General features: G+C 61.9%; 15 protein-coding genes and 1 pseudogene. 3 read left to right on the top strand and 13 right to left on the bottom strand.

The window, feature by feature from the left end; all coding sequences use genetic code 11:
* Positions 1-44: 44 nt before the first annotated feature.
* From O3297_RS23845 to pilM, 4 genes and pseudogenes are all read right to left on the bottom strand, one after another.
* Positions 45-1,370 (bottom strand): annotated as a pseudogene (locus tag O3297_RS23845) (type IV pilus secretin PilQ); the annotation flags it as partial.
* Positions 1,371-1,462: 92 nt separating this feature from the next.
* Positions 1,463-2,488, bottom strand: coding sequence for a pilus assembly protein PilP (locus tag O3297_RS23850; protein WP_305050434.1), 1,026 nt, complete (start codon positions 2,486-2,488; stop codon positions 1,463-1,465).
* Between the two features lie 2 nt (positions 2,489-2,490).
* Positions 2,491-3,063, bottom strand: coding sequence for a PilN domain-containing protein (locus tag O3297_RS23855; protein ID WP_305050436.1), 573 nt, complete (start codon positions 3,061-3,063; stop codon positions 2,491-2,493).
* A complete protein-coding gene (pilM, locus tag O3297_RS23860) occupies positions 3,060-3,692 on the bottom strand; it encodes a pilus assembly protein PilM (protein WP_305050437.1) in 633 nt (210 codons plus the stop codon). The genes O3297_RS23855 and pilM overlap by 4 nt, the downstream gene beginning before the upstream one ends.
* A gap of 301 nt (positions 3,693-3,993) precedes the next feature.
* Here pilM and O3297_RS23865 point away from each other — a divergent pair, with 301 nt between their 5' ends.
* The gene (locus O3297_RS23865; RefSeq protein WP_046681678.1) at positions 3,994-6,339 is read left to right on the top strand and encodes a penicillin-binding protein 1A; all 2,346 of its coding nucleotides are present in this window, start codon (positions 3,994-3,996) and stop codon (positions 6,337-6,339) included.
* A 176-nt stretch (positions 6,340-6,515) separates the two neighbouring features.
* On the opposite strand, the gene cyaY is transcribed toward O3297_RS23865, so the two are convergent.
* Positions 6,516-6,845 carry an iron donor protein CyaY gene (cyaY, locus tag O3297_RS23870; protein ID WP_034778305.1) on the bottom strand — a complete coding sequence of 110 codons (330 nt, stop codon included), beginning with the start codon at positions 6,843-6,845 and terminating at the stop codon, positions 6,516-6,518.
* Between the two features lie 40 nt (positions 6,846-6,885).
* Between cyaY and O3297_RS23875 the strand changes: the two genes are divergently transcribed.
* A complete protein-coding gene (locus O3297_RS23875) occupies positions 6,886-7,068 on the top strand; it encodes a lipoprotein (protein ID WP_034778304.1) in 183 nt (60 codons plus the stop codon).
* Here O3297_RS23875 and O3297_RS23880 read toward each other — a convergent pair.
* The 5 genes from O3297_RS23880 to O3297_RS23900 all read right to left on the bottom strand — a co-directional run bounded on the left by O3297_RS23880 (position 7,065) and on the right by O3297_RS23900 (position 12,944).
* On the bottom strand, positions 7,065-7,718 hold the full coding sequence (locus O3297_RS23880) for a sulfite oxidase heme-binding subunit YedZ (RefSeq protein WP_305050439.1): 654 nt from the start codon (positions 7,716-7,718) through the stop codon (positions 7,065-7,067). The genes O3297_RS23875 and O3297_RS23880 overlap by 4 nt on opposite strands.
* A 9-nt stretch (positions 7,719-7,727) precedes the next feature.
* Entirely contained in the window at positions 7,728-8,705 is a 978-nt protein-coding gene (msrP, locus tag O3297_RS23885; protein ID WP_034778301.1) for a protein-methionine-sulfoxide reductase catalytic subunit MsrP, read from the bottom strand.
* 84 nt (positions 8,706-8,789) lie between these two features.
* A complete protein-coding gene (ccsB, locus tag O3297_RS23890; protein ID WP_034778299.1) occupies positions 8,790-9,941 on the bottom strand; it encodes a c-type cytochrome biogenesis protein CcsB in 1,152 nt (383 codons plus the stop codon).
* 49 nt (positions 9,942-9,990) lie between these two features.
* The gene (locus tag O3297_RS23895) at positions 9,991-12,087 is read right to left on the bottom strand and encodes a cytochrome c biogenesis protein ResB (protein WP_305050441.1); all 2,097 of its coding nucleotides are present in this window, start codon (positions 12,085-12,087) and stop codon (positions 9,991-9,993) included.
* 185 nt (positions 12,088-12,272) lie between these two features.
* Positions 12,273-12,944 carry a cytochrome c gene (locus tag O3297_RS23900; RefSeq protein WP_034778295.1) on the bottom strand — a complete coding sequence of 224 codons (672 nt, stop codon included), beginning with the start codon at positions 12,942-12,944 and terminating at the stop codon, positions 12,273-12,275.
* A 186-nt stretch (positions 12,945-13,130) separates the two neighbouring features.
* Here O3297_RS23900 and yihA point away from each other — a divergent pair, with 186 nt between their 5' ends.
* Positions 13,131-13,874, top strand: a complete 744-nt coding sequence (yihA, locus tag O3297_RS23905) for a ribosome biogenesis GTP-binding protein YihA/YsxC (protein WP_099395868.1) — start codon at positions 13,131-13,133, stop codon at positions 13,872-13,874.
* 76 nt (positions 13,875-13,950) lie between these two features.
* On the opposite strand, the gene O3297_RS23910 is transcribed toward yihA, so the two are convergent.
* From O3297_RS23910 to O3297_RS23920, 3 genes are all read right to left on the bottom strand, one after another.
* Positions 13,951-14,838, bottom strand: a complete 888-nt coding sequence (locus O3297_RS23910) for a hypothetical protein (RefSeq protein ID WP_240317554.1) — start codon at positions 14,836-14,838, stop codon at positions 13,951-13,953.
* A gap of 272 nt (positions 14,839-15,110) precedes the next feature.
* The gene (locus O3297_RS23915) at positions 15,111-18,221 is read right to left on the bottom strand and encodes an efflux RND transporter permease subunit (protein ID WP_034778288.1); all 3,111 of its coding nucleotides are present in this window, start codon (positions 18,219-18,221) and stop codon (positions 15,111-15,113) included.
* A complete protein-coding gene (locus O3297_RS23920) occupies positions 18,218-19,390 on the bottom strand; it encodes an efflux RND transporter periplasmic adaptor subunit (RefSeq protein WP_305050445.1) in 1,173 nt (390 codons plus the stop codon). Before O3297_RS23920 ends, O3297_RS23915 begins: the two co-directional genes overlap by 4 nt.
* Position 19,391: the final 1 nt, after the last annotated feature.

Consider the following 19,391-nt stretch of genomic DNA (forward strand, 5'->3'; position numbering starts at 1 on the left):
GTCCGCTTTCGTTTGCATTGTTACTTAAACGTAAAGATGTGACATTAACGTGTTGCTGGCCGATCTGCCACTATTTTCGGCGTAATAAACACCATCAGTTCCGTTTTTTCTTGACTGCGGCCCGTGCTGCGGAAAAAAACACCGAGCACGGGGATGTCGCCCAGCAGCGGCACCTTGCTGTCCGTGCCCCGTTCGGATTGCTGATAGATGCCGCCCAGCACCACCGTGCCGCCGTCTTCCACCATCACTTGCGTGCGCACGTGCTTGGTGTCGATGGCGAAGCCGGAACGGGTTTCCTGGCCCACGCTATCCTTGTTGACATCCACTTCCAGCACCACGTTGCCGTCCGGCGTGATCTGCGGCGTCACTTCCAGGCGCAGGTTCGCCTTGCGGAATGTGATCGACGTGGCGCCGCTGCTGGTGGCCACCTGGTACGGCAGTTCGATGCCTTGCTCGATCAGCGCCAGCACCTTGTCGGCCGTCACCACGCGGGGGCTGGAAATGATCTTGCCCCTGCCGTCCGCCTCCAGCGCGGACAGTTCCAGGTTCAGGAAGCGATTGGCGGCCGCCGAAAACAGGCTCAGGGCGAAGCTGGCCGGCTGCAAGCCATTGATGCTGGCCGCTGGCAAGTTGACGAATTGCGTGTTCGGCACGAAGGCGCCGCTACCTGCCACCGTTTGCCCCGTCGCCTCGCCCACGCCCTGGTAGCTGCCGCCGATGGCCGCGCGGCGCCCGCTGCCGCCCAGGGAAAAACCGGGCAGCTGGCCCGCCGCCAGGCGCTGGTCCGTAAAACCCAGGCGCGCGCCCAGGTTGCGGCTGAAACTGTCGTTCGCCTCGACGATGCGCGCCTCGATCATTACCTGCCGTGTCGCAATATCTGTCTTGGCGATCAGTTGACGGATCTGCTCCAGGCGCGCCGGTACGTCGGTGACGAACAGCTGGTTGGTGCGCGGCTCGATCAGCACGCTGCCACGGCGCGACAGCAGCCGGCTGCGCCCTTCCCCCGCGTCCAGGCCGAACACGGTGCGGAACGCTTCGGCCTTCTGGTAGTTGAGCTGGAAGATGGCCGACTGTAACGGCTCCAGTTCCGCGATCTGCGCGCGCTGTTCCAGTTCCAGTTTTTCGCGCGCCAGCATTTCCTCGCGCGGCGCGATCCACAGCACGCTGCCATTGCGCCGCATGTCCAGGCCCTTGGCCTGCAGCAGCACGTCGAGCGCCTGGTCCCACGGCAAGTCACGCAGGCGCAGGGTCACATTGCCCGCCACGCTATCGCTGGCGATGATGTTTTGGCCCGACGCATCGGCCAGGATATGCAGGGCCGCGCGCACGCCCACGTTCTGGAAATCGACGGAAATCTTCTCGCCCGCATACAGGCGCGGGGCCGACACGTGCACCACGGCCTCGCGGGCAAGCCCGCAGGCATGCAGACACAGCAAAGCGGCCAGGAGCATGCGGCGCGGCCTCATGGCGCCGCCTCGGGCACGCTGGCCTTCGGCCCCGCCCCCGCCACCTGCAAGGCTAGGCTGCCGCGCCGCTCGCGCCAGGGACCATCCGCCTCGCGCAGCAATTCACGGTACTGCACAGCCTGTTCACTGATACCCGTCACCACGCCGTGGTCTTGCCCCAGGTACTGGCCCACCGCTACCCGGTACACGCGCTGGCCCGCCAGCAGCAGCGCGCTCAGACGCCCGTCCTGCTGCACGCTGCCGACCATGCTGATGGCCGTCAAGGACACGCTTTCCAGCGCTTCGCGCACACGGCGTGGGTCGGGCCCAGCCACGCCACCCCGCTGACCGGGCTCGGACGCTGGTGGCAATGCATTGAAAGGATCGGGCAAGGCGGCGGCCTGGTAGGGATGCGGGGCGACAGCGGCAAGCGGACGCCATGCCGGCGCGCCGGCCTTGGGTGCCAAAGCCGCTTGTACCAACCGTTCCCCCGCTGCGGGCAAGCGATACGCGTGCAGCACGGCATCGAGGGTCAGCAAGCGATCCTTGCCGAGGGTCAAGGCCAGCCCATGCACCGTGACGATGCGCGGCAGGCGCGCCAGGTCCGCCAGCAGCGCGCCCATGGCGTGGTATTCGCCGCGCAACTGTATGGCGATCGGCAAGGCGACATACGGCGCTTGCGGCTGGGCCGCACCGGGCTTGAACAGGGAAAATTGCAGTCCGCGCGACTGGCCTGCGGCATTAATCTGCGTCAACAGCAGCGCCATCGCCTGCTGGTCGGGCAGTTGCTGTTCCAGCAGGGCCAGTTCGGCGCCGGCCTGGCGCTGCTGTGTGCGCCATTGCGGCAACTGCTTCGCCCTGGCCTGCGCCGACAGATAGGCGGCGCGCAAACGGGCCTGCTCGCCTTGCGCCGCCTGCACGGCAACACTCAGGCCATCCAGCCATGCAAGGTGCAGTACGGCCGCCACCAGCGTACCGGCCAGGGCAGCACAAGCGAGGCGCGCAGGTAGCGGCCACAGCGACGCAGTCTTCAAGCTCAGCATGATCAACCTCCAGGACTAGGTGCCAAAGCCAGCCGTACCGTCCACTCCACGGCGCCATCGGCCGCGCCGCGCACTTCCAGTCGCACTTCCAGCAATTCCGGTCGGGACCAGGGCGCCGCCTGTTCCAGCGCCAGCAGCAGGGCCGCGACCTTGTCCTGCGACGCAGCCTGCCCCTGCAGACGCACCATCGCCGCTTCCTGGCGCACGCTGTGCAAGGCCACGCCGGCCGGCATCGCCCGGGCCAGCGCGTCCAGCATGCGCACCCAGGCATTGCGTTGCTCTTGCAAACTGGCAATGGCCTGCTGGCGCAGCAGCAGCGCCGCCGTCTCGCCCTGCACCCGCTTGCTGGTGGCAAGGACGGCATCGACTTGCTGCATGGCACTGCGCCAGCCCTCCTGGCCGCGCAGCTGCGCGTCGAGCTCGTGCCGCTGCCAAGCGCCTGTCGCCAGGGCCAATAGCAATCCCAGCAGCGCCCCGCCCGCCAGTTGCCCCAGCAGCAGCTGAATGCGCCTGCGCCGTGCCGCAGGGCGATACGGCAACAGGTTGATGCGCTGGACTTGCCCCCGGACCGTCATCGGGCGTACCGGTGCAAGGCCAGGCCCCAGGCCAGCTGGTACGCCACGCCACCGTCGGGCAAGGCTTGCCAGCCACCCTGCGCGAGCGCCGCCTGCAAGGCCAGCGCCTCGCTATCCATGACGACGGCCAGCAGGCCCGCGGCCCTGGCCGCATCGAGACGGCGCTGCACGCTGGCGCGCCGCGCCGCCACCAGCAGCACGTCGACCTCCTTGCCTGCCGTGCCGAGCAGCGGCGGCGCGGGGCCGAGAATGAAAAAATCCAGGCTGGCGTCTTCCAGCGCAAACGGCATGTATTGCGCCGCTTCCAGTTCCACGAGGATTTCCAGCTGTTCTTCCGCCAATCCGGCGGGCAAGCGGATCGCATGCGTGATCAGGGCCGTGGCCGGCATGGCCAGCGCCACCCGCGTGCTGGCGCTGCCACTGTCGCGGTGTGCCTGGCGCAGGGCATCGGCCAGACCCAGCATGTCCTCGACATTACCTTCCAGTATCACGCCGGGCGCCAGCGTGGCAGCGCCGCAATGCCGGCACGACAGCTTTCCCCGCCGGCGCCTCAACTCGACGACGCGCACGGCATCGTCCGCGATATCGACGCCCAGCAAGCTGGTGCCAAGAAAATTGCTGATGGACATGTTTTTCATAGAGAAACGTCAGCGTGGGAAGGGTTCCTGCCATCCGAAAGCCTAGTCCCGGCAGCGCTGGCTTGTAAACGGATTTCACGCCGGAGTGTGCTGCGCGCGGCGCCTATCTGGCCGGGCCGTGATCTGGCGCAGAATAATTGTTACCAAATCCTGGTTGCCAGCGGGCCAATACACGCTTATATAGAGTATCGGCAAGTTTCGACACTCCCCCCGGCAAGCGCCACAGCGCGCTGCCACCCCGGCAAGCTCGCTTATAATTGGCCGGCATAATTAACCGAAAGACATACGACGCATGACATCTTCAAAATCCGCTGGCCCCGCTGGCTCGAAGCCGCCCACCAAGGGCAGCAAACCCAAACGTTTCCTGCTAATGGCCCTGGCATCGCTGCTGGGCCTGGGCATCGTCGGCGTCTTGCTGGTGGTCTTTGGCCTGGCCATGGCCTATCCGAACCTGCCGGCGCTCGATACCTTGACCGATTACAAGCCAAAGATGCCGCTGCGCGTGTTCACGTCCGACAGCGTGCTGATCGGCGAATTCGGCGAGGAACGCCGCAACATGGTGCACATCAAGGATATTCCCGATGTCATGAAGAAAGCCGTGCTGGCCATCGAAGATGACCGCTTCTATGAACATGGCGGCGTCGATTACCTGGGCATCACCCGCGCGGCCCTGCACAACCTGACGGGCGGCGCCAAGCAAGGCGCCTCGACCATCACGCAGCAGGTGGCGCGCAATTTCTTCCTGTCCAGCGAACAGACCCTGAAGCGCAAGGCGTATGAAGTCTTGCTGGCCTGGAAGATCGAGAAAAATCTCAGCAAGGACCAGATCCTCGAAGTGTATATGAACCAGATTTATCTGGGACAGCGCGCCTACGGTTTCGCTTCGGCCGCGCAAATCTATTTCGGCAAGAACATCCAGGACCTGACCGTGGCCGAAGCGGCCATGCTGGCCGGCTTGCCGAAGGCGCCGTCGGCCTACAATCCCGTTGTCAACCCGAAACGCGCGCGCATGCGCCAGCAGTACATCCTGCAGCGCATGGCGCAGCTGGGCTACATCACGCCAGAACAATACACGGAAGCCAAGAATGAAGAGCTGAAAGTGAAAACCGACAGCAGCGCCTTTGGCGTGCATGCGGAATACGTGTCGGAAATGGCGCGCCAGCTGGTCTACGAGCAATTCAAGGAAGACACCTACACGCGCGGCCTGAATGTCTACACCACTATCACCAAGGCAGACCAGGACGCCGCCTATATCGCCTTGCGCAAGGGCGTGATGGATTACGAAAAGCGCCACGGCTACCGCGGCCCGGAAGCGTATATCGAGATTCCGAAAACCAAGGCCGAAGCGGATGACGCGATCGAGACGGAACTGGCCGACCACCCGGACAGCGACGACATCATCGCCGCCATGGTGCTGCAAGCTTCGCCCAAATCGCTACAGGCAGTCACGTCGGCCGGCGAGGAAATCACGATCACGGGCCCCGGCCTGACCTTCGGCGCGGCCTGGCTGTCGGAAAAAGCGGCGCCGAACCGCCGCATCAAGCGCGGCGCCGTGATCCGCGTCATGCAAGAAGGCAACGCCTGGGTCTTGACGCAGATGCCGGAAGTGCAATCGGCGTTCGTGTCGGCCAGCACCACGGACGGCGCCATTCGCGCCATGGTGGGCGGCTTCGATTACAACCGCAACAAGTTCAACCACGTCACGCAAGCGTGGCGCCAGCCAGGTTCCGCCTTCAAGCCCTTCATCTATTCCGCATCGCTGGAACGGGGCCTGTCGCCGGCCACCATCATCAACGATGCGCCGATCTCATTCGACGCGGGCCAGACGGGCGGCCAGGCGTGGGAGCCGAAGAATTACGACAGCAAATACGATGGCCCGATGACCATGCGCAAGGGCTTGATGAAATCGAAGAACATGATTTCCATCCGCATCCTGCACAAGATCGGCGCCAAGTATGGCCAGGAATACGCGACGCGCTTCGGCTTTGATGCGGACAAGAACCCGCCGTACCTGACCCTGGCCCTGGGCGCCGGCAACGTGACGCCGCTGCAGATGGCGGGCGCGTACGCCGTGTTCGCCAATGGCGGCTACAAGATCAACCCGTACCTGATCGCCAAGGTGACCGATAGCGACGGCAATGTGTTGTCGCAAGCCAAGCCGGACCTGGCGGGCGAGGAAGCCAACCGGGTCATCGACGAGCGCAACGCCTTCATGATGAACAGCATGCTCAACGACGTCGTGCGCTTCGGCACGGCCAATAAAGCCATGGCCTTGAAGCGCCCCGACCTGGCCGGCAAGACGGGCACGACCAATGATTCGATCGACGCGTGGTTCGCCGGCTACCAGGCCAAGCTGGTGGGCATCGCCTGGATCGGCTACGACCAGCCGCGCAACCTGGGCAACCGGGAAACGGGCGGCGGCCTGGCCTTGCCGATCTGGATCAGCTACATGGCGAAAGCCCTGAAGAGCATCCCCGTCGAGGAACGCGCCGTGCCGGAAGGCCTGATCCACGTGGGCGACGAGTATTACTATGCGGAAAATCCACCGGGCACGGGCGTGGGCAGCCTGGAAGGCGCGGCGCGCGGCACGCCGGAGGAAGAGAAGGCGAAAGAGGCTGTGAAGAACGAGCTATTTTAAACACGTAGGCCGGGTAGGTCGGATTAGCGCGCAAGCGCGTCATCCGACAACATCGTTGACGCCGGTGGTGGTGTCGGGTTACGGCCTGCGGCCTAACCCGACCTACCCGACACTGGACCACAAAAAAATGGGCAGCCCGCAAAGGCTGCCCATTTTTCATGCATCACTTCAAACACTTACTTCAATACAACTGCCGCGCCCGCCTGCTCGCTGGCCATGGCCGACAAAGCCGCAAACAGTTCCGAACTGTCGCGCGTGTTGATCCACTCGTCGCCCACGCGCTTGTAGTGGAAACCGCCGGAACGGGCGGCTACCCACATTTCGCGCATGGGGGCCTGACTGTTGACGATGATTTTCGTGCCGTTATCGATGAACTCGATTTCCAGCACATTGCCGCTGCGGCTGCATTCGACGTCGAGCACGTCTTCATCGTTCAGCCGGTCCAGCGCCGCCTCGATCTGGGTCAGGGTGGCTTCGGCCAGGGCCAGGAATTCCGATTCGCTCATGCTACACTCCAAAGATCTTAATCAAACCGTGATTCTAATCGTGAAGTCATCCTCAGCGTTTTATATCGGCACCGCCATTGTGGTTTCTAGCGTCCTGGCCGGCTGCGGCCAGCCCGGCCCCCTGTACCTGCCCAAGCCGCCAGCGGCCAAGGGCGCGCCAGCCAAAGGCCCGGTCGAACCGGCCCCCGTGCCGCCGCCACCAGTGATCGTGCCAGCAACCTAAGCCGAGCGTACCGGGGTGGCAGCCTTGGCCGCCCTGGCGCTCTTCTCTCGCTTGCCCCAGGCGAAATACACGCGTATTAACAGCAGTAGCGCGACGATGCTGCCAAACAGGATCGGTTGCGCGAAATTATTCTTGCCCGCCTTCATCCACCAAAAGTGCAAGATACCCAGCGGCGCGATGACATAGATCAACCTGTGCAGCCACTGCCAGCGCTTGCCCCCCAGGCGTTTCACCATGCCGTTCGTGCTCGTCACGGCCAGCGGAATCAGTAGCACGAAAGCGATGAAACCCACCGTGATGAACGGACGCTTGAGCACATCCTTCCACATTTCCTGCACATCGAAAAAGTGATCAAACCATAAAAAAGTGGTGAAGTGCAGCGCCGCGTAGAAAAAGGCGAACAGGCCCAGCATGCGCCGCAGCTTGATCAGCCAATTCCATTGCGTGAGGCGCCGCAAGGGCGTGACAGCCAGGCTGATACACAGGAAATACAGGGTCCAGTCGCCCGTGCCGCGCGTGATGAATTCCAGCGGCTCCACCAGTTGCCCCGTGTACGTCAGCCAGACCATGCGCGCGAACGGCAGCAGCGCCAGCAAGAAGATCAGGCTTTTCAGCAGCGACAACTGCCTGCTCGTGGGATTGATGGCCATGGTATTTCCTTAAAAGAACTTCTTCAGATCCATGCCCGCATACAAGGAAGCGACATCGTTGTAGCCATTGAACATCAGGGTCTTGCGCTTGCGGGTGAGAAAACCGTCTTCGCCGATGCGCCGCTCGGAAGCTTGCGACCAGCGCGGATGATCGACGTTGGGATTCACGTTCGAGTAAAAACCATATTCGGACGGCGCCGACAGGTTCCAGGAGGTGCGCGGCTGCTCCTTGACGAAACGGATCTTGACGATGGATTTGGCGGATTTGAAACCATATTTCCACGGTAACACCATGCGCACGGGCGCGCCATTCTGGTTGGGCAAGGTTTCGCCATACATGCCCAGGGTGAGCAGCGCCAGCGGATGATTCGCTTCATCGATGCGCAAGCCTTCCGTATAGGGCCACTGCAGCACGCGGCTGCCCACGCCTGGCATCTGCTTCTTGTCGGCCAGGGTGATGAATTCCACGTACTTCGCATTGCCCGTCGGCTCGACCTTCTTGATGATTTCCGAGAATGAATAACCGACCCACGGGATGACCATCGACCAGCCTTCCACGCAGCGCAAGCGGTACACGCGCTCTTCCAGCGGCGCCAGCTTCAGCAGCGCGTCGAGGTCCAGGGTCATGGGCTTCTTGACTTCGCCCTCGATGCTGACCGTCCAGGGCCGCGTGCGCAGGGTGCCCGCGTTTTGCGCCGGGTCGCTCTTGTCCGTGCCGAACTCGTAGAAATTGTTGTAGCTGGTGGCGTCTTTATACGCCGTCTGCTTTTCCAACGCCGAATAGGCAGGATTCAGTTTGGCGGCCAGCTTGGGATTGGTGCCTTGCGCGAACGCTTCGCGGCTGGCCATTTCCAGCAAGGCCGCGCTGGACACGGAGCCCAGGGCGATTTGCTTGATGAAGCTGCGGCGCGATTCAAACACGGCACGCGGCGTGATTTCGGAAGAATACGGCAACTCAATGCCGTTGGGACTGCGCTTGATCAACATGGCGGCTCCGGGAAAAGGTGATTGTTTGTACCTTACACCAGTTTTCCCGGGCCGTTCATGACGCTTCTGTCATGCAAAAAACAATTAAAGCTTGCCGTAAGAATGTAATCCAGAAAGGAACATATTCACGCCCAAAAACGCGAAGGTCGTCACCAGCAAGCCCACCAGCGCCCACCACGAGGCAACGCGGCCGCGCAAGCCCGTCATCAGGCGCATGTGCAGCCAGGCTGCATAGTTGAGCCAGACGATCAGCGCCCACGTTTCTTTCGGGTCCCATGACCAGTAGCCGCCCCATGCTTCGGCCGCCCACAAGGCGCCCAGGATGGTCGCTACCGTGAAGAAAGCGAAGCCGACGGAAATAGCCTTGTACATGACGTCGTCGAGCACTTCCAGCGACGGCAGGCGGTCGACCAGGTAGCCGCTCGATTTGAGCAGGTAGGCCGCCGCCACCATGGCCGACAGGGCGAAGGTGCCATAGCCGATGAAATTGGCCGGCACGTGGATCTTCATCCACCAGCTTTGCAGGGCCGGCACCAGCGGCTGGATCTCGGCCGCGTCGCGCGTGACCGTGTACCACATCAGGAACACGACGGCCGCGGAAATGACCAGCATGACGAAGGCGCCCAGCTGGCGCGTCGCGTAATGCTGCTCGTAGTACAGGTAGAACATGGCCGTGATCAAGGAAAACAGGATGAACACTTCATACAGGTTCGACACGGGAATGTGGCCCACGTCGGCACCGATCAGGTAAGACTCGTACCAGCGCACCAGCATGCCCGTCAGGCCCAGCACGACGCCGGCCCAGCACAGCAGGGAGCCGACGGACGAGCCGAATTCCGAGCGCGCCACCAGGCCGATCCAGTAGAACAGGGTCGACAACACGAACAGGGTGCCCATCCACAAGATGGCGGATTGGCTCGACAAGATATATTTCAGGAAGAATTTCTGGTTCGCCATCTCCAGGTGGCCAGCGTACAGCTCGATGGCGAACAGCGACAGCACGGCTGCCACGGGGATCAGCCAGCGCACGGGCTTCCAGTACCAGCCCAGCCACGCGAACGTGGGCGCCGCGGCCAGCAAGATGGCTTTTTCATAGATATCCATGAAGGCGCCAAAGCGCACCAGGCCGAACAGGGATGCGGCTAGCAAGCCGGCGCCATACAGCCAATCGATCAGGCTCAGGCGCTTGAAAAATCCTGGTTCTTGCGTATATATTTGCTTGTTTGCCAATTCCATCATTTTCTCCATTGCAGGCGACGCGCAAGCGTCCCAGACACAGCGCAGCTTACGCCGATTGCGGCAGCTTTGCCTTCAAGTTCTCAAATTCTTTTTCAAAATCCAGCGTCTTGCGTTGCGTGCTCATGGCCATCAAGGCATCGCTGCCGCCCTCGCCATCCTTGATCCACACCCACAGGCGGCGCTCGCGGATATAAAACATGGAAAACACGCCGATCACGAGGAACAGGCAGCCGAGGTAGACCACGCTCTTGCCCGGCGAACGCGTCACCTGCAGCACGGACGCCTTGATTTCCGTGAAGTCGTCGAGTTGCAGATACACGGGCGCGCCATAGAAGAAGCTGTCGGACAGCGCATTCGTGGCCAGTTGCAGGAAGCGGCCATGCTTGTCATCGGCCTCGATGGCTTTCAAGCCATCCTGGGCGCGCGCCGCCTGCCACAAGTCCCACAGGCTGCCATTCAGTATCTTCATGAAGATATCGGCCGCTTTTTCTTGCTCGGCGGCAGGAATTTTCTCCAGGAAGCGCGAAATGGCGAGGAAGCCGCCCTCGTGCCCATTGCCGGCAAAGATGCCCAGGCTTTTCGCCGCCGATTCCTGCAACTGGCCGCGCAAGGCTTCCGCACCCGGTTGCGGCATGGCGCGCGCCGCATAGCGCGTGGCGGCCTGCTGGCGCAGCGCGGGATCTTGCAGCGCGGCACGCAAGCGCATCCATTCGTTCACGCTGTAATTGTCATCGGCGGGAATGCGCAGATAGCTGAACGGGTCGCTGGGGTTGACGCGCATGCCGGCCAGGAACACCGTCGTGCCATCCACGGTGACCGGCTGCATGTAGTTCTGGTACTCGCGCGCCTGGCCCGTCTTGTCGCGCAATTTGTATTGCACCGAAGGGCCGACGTTCTTGAGATCCTTGTTGTTCGCGTTCTTGGCGGCCGAACCGAGGCGTTTATCGAGGCCGACGGCAAACTTATCGTTGAAACTTTCCGCCTTGCTGACGGCCCGCACGTCCTGGCCGGCGCTGAGGTTTTCCACGTTGAACGGGCGGAAACCCGACCATTCCACCGTGTAGGAATTGCCATCGCTGCGCTCGAGCGGCGTGCTGCCGCCCACTTCGCCGCCGATATCGAAGCGTTTCGTCGTCTTGCCCGTCATGGGAAAGCCCGTCAACTTGAGCTTGCTGCCGCCATCTTCAAAGCTGGACTGGTACAGGGCCAGGCCCTTGTACAGCAGCGGCTGGTTGACTTTGATGGTTGCAGGGAAACTTTTCCCTGTTTCATGATCTGTCACCACGACATCGCTGGCGAACAGCTTGGGCATGCCCGTGCTGTAGAAATCGATGTGGAATTTTTTCAGCAGGATGGTGATGGGCAGGTCCTGGATCAGCACGCCATCGGCCTGGGGAATGATGGCCGTGTTGCTCGACGCGCCTTCCGGGATCATGGTGTTGCCGCGGAAAGTGGGGTTCGACAGGCTCAGGCGGTGCTGGGCGGGAATGTCGGCGATCACGCCGCTGCCGGAAAACGGCGTCTTGCCAAAGAACCATTGCTGTACGCGGATCGGCATTTCCGAATCGAGCAAGCCTCCCACGCAGATGATGACGATAGCGCCGTGGGCAAAGATATAGCCCCATTTATTGGCCGCGCCCCGCTTGGCGGCGACCAGGGTGGCGTTGTCCTTCTCGACCACCTTGGCCGCGTAGCCGGCGTCTTTCAGGCGCATCACCATCTGCTGCGCCAGCACGGTGCGTGGCAGCGGCGCCTGCCATTCCGCCTTGTGATGGAAATTGCGCAGGGATTGTTCGCGCACATTGTCGCGCCAGCTGCGCATATCCTTGAGCATCTTCGGTGCATTGCGCACGATGCACAGCGAGGTCGAGGCGACGAGAAAACCCATGATGACCAGGAACCACCAGGCCGAATACACGGAGTACAGGCTCAGCTTGTCGAAGACGGCGAACCAGAACGGACCGAACTGGTTCACATAATTGGGCATGGGCTCATTTTGCTTGAGCACGGTGCCGATGATGGACGCGACGGCGATCAGGGTCAGCAGGCTGATGGCAAAGCGCATCGACGAGACCAGCTCGACGAATTCAGCCAGGCTGCGGCGTTGGGTCTTTAACTCGATTCCGGTCGTGCCTGTGCTCATACGTTGATACTCATACGGGATATGCAATCTTCAAGAAAATTTAGGCATGGAGCAGATAGTTTCTCCGCGCAAGGCGGCAGCATACTCCTGTTTGGCCCCTGCCATAAAAAAGGGCAGCCTGTCGAGACGGCCGCCCTGGTTCATGCGCGCTGGTGCGCCTGGCAATCTCTTGCCACTATGAAAACTTACTTCAGGCCGGCGATGTAATCGGCAACGGCGGCGATCTCGTCATCCGACATGCGGGCGGCGATGGTGTGCATTTGCGCGCTGTTCTTGCGGGCATCAGCCTTGGTGCTGCGGAACATGGCCAGCTGGGCCACCGTGTAGTCCTGGTGCTGGCCGGCGATGCGCGGATACTGGACGGGAATACCATTGCCCGTCGCACCATGACAGCTGGCGCAGGCGGCAACTTGCTTGGAAGCAATGCCACCACGGTAGATTTTCTTGCCCAGGTCGATCGTATCCTTGTTTTTCGCGGCGCCCGGCTTGGACAGCTGCGCGCCCAGGTAGGCGGCGATATTCTTCTTGTCGGCGTCGCTGAGCATCTTCGCGTACGTCGTCATGACGGGCTGGTTGCGCTCCGGCGTGGTGAAGTCGACCAGTTGCTTGTAGATATAGCTTTCGTGCTGGCCGGCCAGCTTCGGATTGACCGTGATGGTCGAATTGCCGGCCGCGCCATGGCAGGAGACGCAGGCAGGCAGGCCGCGTGCCGCATCGCCATCGGCGTACAGGGTAGCGCCCTTGGCCGCGTCGACCTTGACGGCCGGTTTCGCTGCTTCGACCGCAGAGGCAGTTGCCGATACAGCCAGCAAAGCGAGCAGCATGGATTTGATAAACGGTGAAAACGCACGATTCATTCAGGCACCCTGAGACAGTGAGAAATTAGTGGTGGACATTGCCGCGCCCTGTGGATTTTTGCTTTATTTTCAGGGCCGCAAGCCGCATCGCTGCTACGCCGGCAACAATAAACAACCCCTTATTGTACAATAGCTTCTTGGCGTTATCGCTCCCTTATCGCTCCCTTTTGTTGCTTTACTACTCCCATGTCAAAACTCTGGCAAGCCCGCTTCTTTACGACCGTCAACCAATTGCGTGACCTGCCCGATACCACGGTGCCGGAAATCGCCTTTGCCGGCCGCTCCAATGCCGGTAAATCGACCGCCATCAACATCTTGTGTAATCAGAAAGGCTTGGCGTTCGCCTCCAAGACACCTGGCCGTACCCAGCATATCAACTACTTCTCCATCGGCGGCGCCCACGTGGCGCAGCACCGCAAGGATGCCACCATCGTCGAAGAGATCGAATGCCTGCTGGTCGACTTGCCGGGCTACGGCTATGCGGAAGTCTCGGGCTCGGCCAAATTGCACTGGCAGCGCCTGCTGGGCGACTATGTGCAGCGCCGCGAGCAATTGGCCGGCTTGATCCTGATCATGGATTCGCGCCGCCCATTCACCGACCTGGACATCCAGATGCTGGAATGGTTCGCCCCGACGGGTAAACCGATCCACTGCATCCTGACGAAAGTCGATAAGCTGAACCGCAATGAATCCGTGAATGCCTTGCGCCAGGCGAAAGCCAAGCTCGACAGCTACGTGGATGAAGACGGCGTCGGTTTCCCGTTCACCGTGCAACTGTTCTCGGCCCTGAAGCGCGTCGGCATCGACGAAGCCAACGACAAGATTATGGAACTGGCCGGCATCAGCGAAGATGGCGCGGCCCAGATGGTCGAACTGATCGACATGGAAGACGACGTCGAACCGGAAGCAGGAACCGACAAATCGGCTTGATCGAGATCAACGCTGCGTAAAAAAAGGCTGCCCGTTCACACGGTGCAGCCTTTTTTATTGCCAGTTTTACGAGCGCCTAGCGCCGTCCCGGCCCTGGCCGTTTCTCGGAAAAGAATTCCTGGCGCAGGAAGGCCATCAGCTCGGCCGTGTCTTCCACGCGGGCGCTGAGGTTGACGTTGCGCCCCAGGCGGCGCGATTCCCAGACGAAATCACCGGGCTTTTCGGCACGGATCAGCTGGATCATCTTCTTCAAGATGGCCGTTTCGATATCGGGCTCATTGCCCAGCTCGACTTTTTCCTGCTTCAGCCAGTTGCGCTTGAAGTTGCCGTTCCAGCCTTTGAACTTGACTTCGGCACTGAACGAAGTCTGGTTGACGATGGAAAACACCCCGCCCGAATCCTCGCGGTCGCTGCCGGAATTGCGTCCCTGGGCGCCGGCGATATTCGCCTTGGCCACGCGCATGGCGCGGTCGTTTTCGCTTTCCTCGGCCGGCGGCGCGGGGTTTTGCGCCTCGCGCTGCTTGCGGCGCTGCTCGATCATCGAACTCATGTCTTCAGCCGGCGGCGGCGGCAACGGCACCTTCGACACCAGCGGCGGCGTGAATGTTTCCAGTTTTGGCTTGTCGCGCGGCACGTCTTTTGTGACCACGCGCTTGCTCGGCGCCGGTGGCGGTTTGACCTTGGCCACCTTCGTGTCCTTCGGCTTCGGCGTGGGTTTCGGCTGCGGCTGCGGCTGCGGCTTGTCTTTCAGCGGCGCAATGTAGACCATCGCGCTTTCCTTCTTCGGCGGCGGGATCTTTTCGATCGTATCGCTGCGAAACAATGCATACGCCGCCAGCAGCACGTGCAGCAAGACGGACACGCCGAGCGCCACCTTGCGCATGGTGCTGGTCGTGGACCCGTAGGCCGGTGGTGGCTGGATCACTTGCCCGCAGGTGGGGCAAACATCGGAATCGGCAGCCATCAAATGGGTCGTGTCATGCAAAATGAATCGTGCTTTCTGTGTAGCGACAAAAGTAATCTTACAGGGCAGCCATAGTGCCAGAGTCCCTTGCTTTTGGGAACACTTCCTCGGCATATCCAACCCGAAGCGTACAGGATAGCGACATTCCTTGCAGCGGTAACCAGAGTACCCGAGCCGTCGCTTGACGGTTGTTACCGTATGTATCACGGCCCATACAAAACCGGCGCCGCATTCACTGAGGAACGGGGCGCCGGTGCTGGCCGTGTGGCGACTCAGGCCTTGTTGTCGAGCGCCACCAATTGCTCGTCCGTCAACGGTCCCGTGCCGCTGTACTTATCCAGGAACAAATAGATCACGGGGGTGATGAACAGGGTGATCACTTGCGAAAAGAGCAAGCCGCCGACCACGGCCAGACCCAGCGGCTGGCGCAGCTCGGCGCCGGCGCCCAGGCCCAGGGCGATCGGCAAGGCGCCCATCAAGGCCGCCGCCGACGTCATCATGATGGGGCGGAAACGCAGGATGCACGCCTGGCGGATGGCCTCCGCCGGCGCCAGCCCGTCGTTGCGCTGCGCATGCAGGGCGAAGTCGATCATCATGATGGCGTTTTTCTTGACGATGCCGATCAGCATCAAAATGCCGATGATGGCGATCATGGTCAGGTCCATGCCGAACAGGCGCAGGGTCAGCAGCGCTCCCACGGCCGCCGATGGCAAGCCGGCCAGGATGGTCAGCGGGTGGATATAGCTTTCATACAGCACGCCGAGCAAGACATAGATCACGGCCAGCGCGGCAATGATGAGGATGATCTGGCTGGACTGCGAGCTCTGGAACACGGCCGCGTCGCCGCCGTAGCGCGTGATGATGGAGGCCGGCAAGCTCATGTCCTTGGCCATCGCATCGATCTTGCCTGTGGCGATGCCCAGCGGCACGTCGGGCGCCAGGTTGAAGGCAATAGTGACGGCCTGCAACTGCCCCTGGTGATTCACGGAGGTGGGGCCAATCGTGCGTTCCACGTAGGCAATACTCGACAGTTTCACCAGTTCGCCCGTCTTGCTGCGCACGGACACGCGCGTGAGCGCATCATCATACTGGCGGTCGGCCGTGGCCGCCTCCAGGATCACGTAATAGCTGGCTGCCGAGGAATAGATGGTCGACACTTGCCGCTCGCCAAAGGCGCTGTACAGGGCCGTGCGGATGTCGGACATTTGCACGCCCAGCAGGTTGGCCTTGTCGCGGTCGATCCTGAGCGATGCCTGCAAGCCCTTAATCTGCGAATCGCTGGTGACGTCGCGGAAGGCGGGATCCGTGCGCATGCCGGCAATAAACTTTTCCGCCCAGTCATTCAAGGCGTCGGGACTGACGCTTTGCAAGGTGTACTGGTAGCGGCTCTTGCTCTGGCGCCCGCCCAGCTGCAAGTTTTGCACGGGCCGGAAATACACGGCCATGCCTGGCACGGTGCCCGCCGCGCGGCGCAGGTTTTCCAGCACCACCGGCATTTTCGGCCGCTCGCTGCGCGGTTTCAAGACCATGAACATGCGGCCCGTGTTGCCGCCGCCAACGAACGACGTCACGTCCTGCACGCTGGGGTCCGCCTTGAGCACGGCCGCCACGCGCGCTTGCAAGTCTTGCAGTGCGGCCGAGGAAATATCTTCCGACGCTTCCGTATTCACCTGGATCTGGCCCAGGTCTTCTTCCGGGAAGAAACCTTTCGGTATCGTCGCGTACAGCAGCACCGTCAGCGCAAAGGTACACACGGCAACGAACAGCACCACGTTGCGGTGCGCCAGGGCCTTGTCGAGCAGATGCACATAACCGTTGCGCAATTTCGTGAAACCCGCTTCGAAATGGCGGCCGATGAAGGTTTTTTCGCCATGGCTGGGGTCGCTGTCATTGTGCTCGCGCGAATCGGCCGGCAGGAAGCGGCTGGCCAGCATCGGCACCAGGGTCAGCGACACGACGGCCGACACCAGCACGGCCAGCGAGACGACAACGGCGAATTCATGGAACAGCAAGCCGATCACGCCCGGCATGAAGAAGATGGGGATGAACACGGCCACCAGCGAGACGGAGATCGAGATGATGGTAAAGCCCATCTCTTTCGCCCCTTCCAGCGCCGCGCGTATGGGTTTCTTGCCCATCTCGATATGCCGCACGATGTTTTCCAGCACCACGATGGCATCGTCGACGACGAGGCCCACGGCCAGGGTAATGCCCAGCAGGGAAACGTTGTCGAGGCTGTAGCCGAGCCAGTACAGCAGGGCCAGCGCGCCGAGCAGGGAAATCGGCATGGTGACGGCAGGAATGAAGGTGGCCGCCGCGCGGTGCAGGAACAGGAAGATCACCAGCACCACCAGCACCACCGTCAGGGCCAAGGTCAGATTCACGTCGTGGATGGCTTCGCGGATCGACAGCGAACGGTCGTTGACCAGGCTGATCTGTATCGACTGCGGCAATTGTTCCTTGAAGCCCGGCAGCAAACGGCGCACGCCATCGACCACTTGCACGGTGTTGGCGTCCGGTTGGCGCTGCACCATCAGGCTGATCGAGCGCTCGCCATTGAAACTGCCGACGGCCTTGATCGATTGAAAGCTGTCTTCCACCTCGGCCACGTCTTTCAGGCGCACGGGCTGGCCGTTGCGGCTGGCGACGATCAGTTCGGCAAAATCGGCCGCCTTCATCATTTGCGGATTGCCCTGGATGGTCAGGGTCTGGCTCGGGCCGTCAAGAATGCCCAGCGGGGAATTCGTGTTCGAGGTGCGCAAGGCGGTGGCCAATTCGTCCATCGTCAGATTGCGAGCATTCATCAGGTCGGCACGGGCGCGCACACGCACGGCAAAGCGCTTCTGGCCATTGACGATGACCTGGGCCACGCCCGGCAAGGTCGACAGGCTGGGGGCGATCAGGTTTTCCGCGTAATCGTTGAGGTCCGACAAGTTCAGCGATGGCGACGTCATCTGGATGAACAGCACCGGCGCATCGGCCGGATTGACCTTGCGGTAGGACGGCAAGTCCGTCATTTCCGTCGGCAACTGGCGCTGCGCGCGCAGCAGGGCCGCCTGCACGTCGACAGCCGCCTCGTTGACATTGATGCTGGCGTCAAATTCCAGAGTCAGCGAGGTATTGCCCAGGGTGCTCGTGGAGGTGATCAGGCTCAGGCCGGAAATCGTGGAAAATTGCTTTTCCAGCGGCAAGGCCACCGACGAGGCCATGGTTTCCGGGCTGGCGCCGGCCAGGTCGGCGCTGACGTTGATGACGGGCGTGTTATAGCTCGGCAAGGCCGCCACGGGAATTTGCAGATAGGCCAGCACGCCGGCCAGGATGATGGAGAGGGACAGCAGCACCACCATGACGGGGCGGCGGATGCTCAGTTCGGACAGGTTCATGCTGGCTTGTCCTGCGGTGCGGCGGCGCCATCGGCAGCCTTGTGTTTTTCCACCAGGCGCACCTTGCTACCTGGACGCAAGTTCTGCTTGCCATCGACGATGACTTTTTCATCGCCCGCCAGGCCGGTAACGACGGCGTTCGGTCCGAATGCATACACGCGCGTCACCTTGCGCATCTTGGCCGTGTTGTCCGCTTCCATCGAATACACGAAGGTGCCGGCGGTACTCGTGATGATGGCGTTTTGCGGGATCACCAGCGCATCCTTGAGGGTGCGCACGGTCAGCTGCGTATTCACGTACTGGCCGGGCCACAAATCGGTGCCGCCATTATTGAAACGGGCCTTGATCCTGATCACGCCCGTGGCGGGATCGACGGCATTGTCGATAAAATTCAGTTTGCCATCGAGCTGCTTGCCGCCCGCATCGGACAGCAGTGCCGTGACAGGCACCTCGCCCGCCTTTTGCGCCGCCAGCAAGCCGGACAGGCTGCTTTCCGGCAAGGTGAACGACACGTCGATCGGGTCGAGCTGGGTGATGCTGGTGAGCGACGTGGTCGGCTGCACCAGGCTGCCGGCGTAGACATTGATGGCGCCCACCCTGCCCGCCTGCGGCGCGCGCAGGACGGTGTAGCTGGAGTCGACCTGGGCCGCGCGCAAGGCAGCCTGGTCGGCGGCCAGCAAGGCGCGTGCCGCGTCGAGCTGGCTTTGCAGGGTATCCACGGCGCCCTGGGCGATGAAATTCTTGCTCAGCAAATCCTGGTTGCGCTTGAGCTGGCGCTCGAAGTCCTGCACCGAGGCGCGGTCGCGCAAGACCTGCGCCTGCGCCTTGTCGACATTCGCATGCTCGCTGCGCGCGTCCAGCGTAAACATCAGCTCGCCTTGCTTGACGAACTGGCCTTCGCGGATATGCACTTTGGTGATCGTGCTGGTCGTCTGCGGGTGCAAGTCGACGCTGCTGATGGGCATCACGCTGCCATTGGCTTGCAGCACCATCGGCACATCCTGGCGCACCGGCGCGACCACGCTCACGGTCGTCGGCGCCTGTCCGCCCTTGCCCCCTTTGCCATCCTGCCCACTGGTCGCCGCACCGGACTGATGATTGAAATACCAGATGCCGCCACCGATACACAGGGCCGCACCCACGAGGATTGCCAGACTAGTCTTTTTCATT

This window comes from Janthinobacterium sp. SUN128 (assembly GCF_030587275.1).
Classification (GTDB): domain Bacteria; phylum Pseudomonadota; class Gammaproteobacteria; order Burkholderiales; family Burkholderiaceae_D; genus Janthinobacterium; species Janthinobacterium lividum.

Excerpts from the sequence above, each read along its gene's own strand:
- O3297_RS23850 (WP_305050434.1), bottom strand. The coding sequence starts at position 2,488 with ATGCTGAGCTTGAAGACTGCGTCGCTGTGGCCGCTACCTGCGCGCCTC.
- O3297_RS23855 (WP_305050436.1), bottom strand. The coding sequence starts at position 3,063 with ATGACGGTCCGGGGGCAAGTCCAGCGCATCAACCTGTTGCCGTATCGC.
- pilM (WP_305050437.1), bottom strand. The coding sequence starts at position 3,692 with ATGTCCATCAGCAATTTTCTTGGCACCAGCTTGCTGGGCGTCGATATC.
- O3297_RS23865 (WP_046681678.1), top strand. The coding sequence starts at position 3,994 with ATGACATCTTCAAAATCCGCTGGCCCCGCTGGCTCGAAGCCGCCCACC.
- cyaY (WP_034778305.1), bottom strand. The coding sequence starts at position 6,845 with ATGAGCGAATCGGAATTCCTGGCCCTGGCCGAAGCCACCCTGACCCAG.
- O3297_RS23880 (WP_305050439.1), bottom strand. The coding sequence starts at position 7,718 with ATGGCCATCAATCCCACGAGCAGGCAGTTGTCGCTGCTGAAAAGCCTG.
- msrP (WP_034778301.1), bottom strand. The coding sequence starts at position 8,705 with ATGTTGATCAAGCGCAGTCCCAACGGCATTGAGTTGCCGTATTCTTCC.
- ccsB (WP_034778299.1), bottom strand. The coding sequence starts at position 9,941 with ATGGAATTGGCAAACAAGCAAATATATACGCAAGAACCAGGATTTTTC.
- O3297_RS23895 (WP_305050441.1), bottom strand. The coding sequence starts at position 12,087 with ATGAGCACAGGCACGACCGGAATCGAGTTAAAGACCCAACGCCGCAGC.
- O3297_RS23900 (WP_034778295.1), bottom strand. The coding sequence starts at position 12,944 with ATGAATCGTGCGTTTTCACCGTTTATCAAATCCATGCTGCTCGCTTTG.
- yihA (WP_099395868.1), top strand. The coding sequence starts at position 13,131 with ATGTCAAAACTCTGGCAAGCCCGCTTCTTTACGACCGTCAACCAATTG.
- O3297_RS23910 (WP_240317554.1), bottom strand. The coding sequence starts at position 14,838 with ATGGCTGCCGATTCCGATGTTTGCCCCACCTGCGGGCAAGTGATCCAG.
- O3297_RS23915 (WP_034778288.1), bottom strand. The coding sequence starts at position 18,221 with ATGAACCTGTCCGAACTGAGCATCCGCCGCCCCGTCATGGTGGTGCTG.
- O3297_RS23920 (WP_305050445.1), bottom strand. The coding sequence starts at position 19,390 with ATGAAAAAGACTAGTCTGGCAATCCTCGTGGGTGCGGCCCTGTGTATC.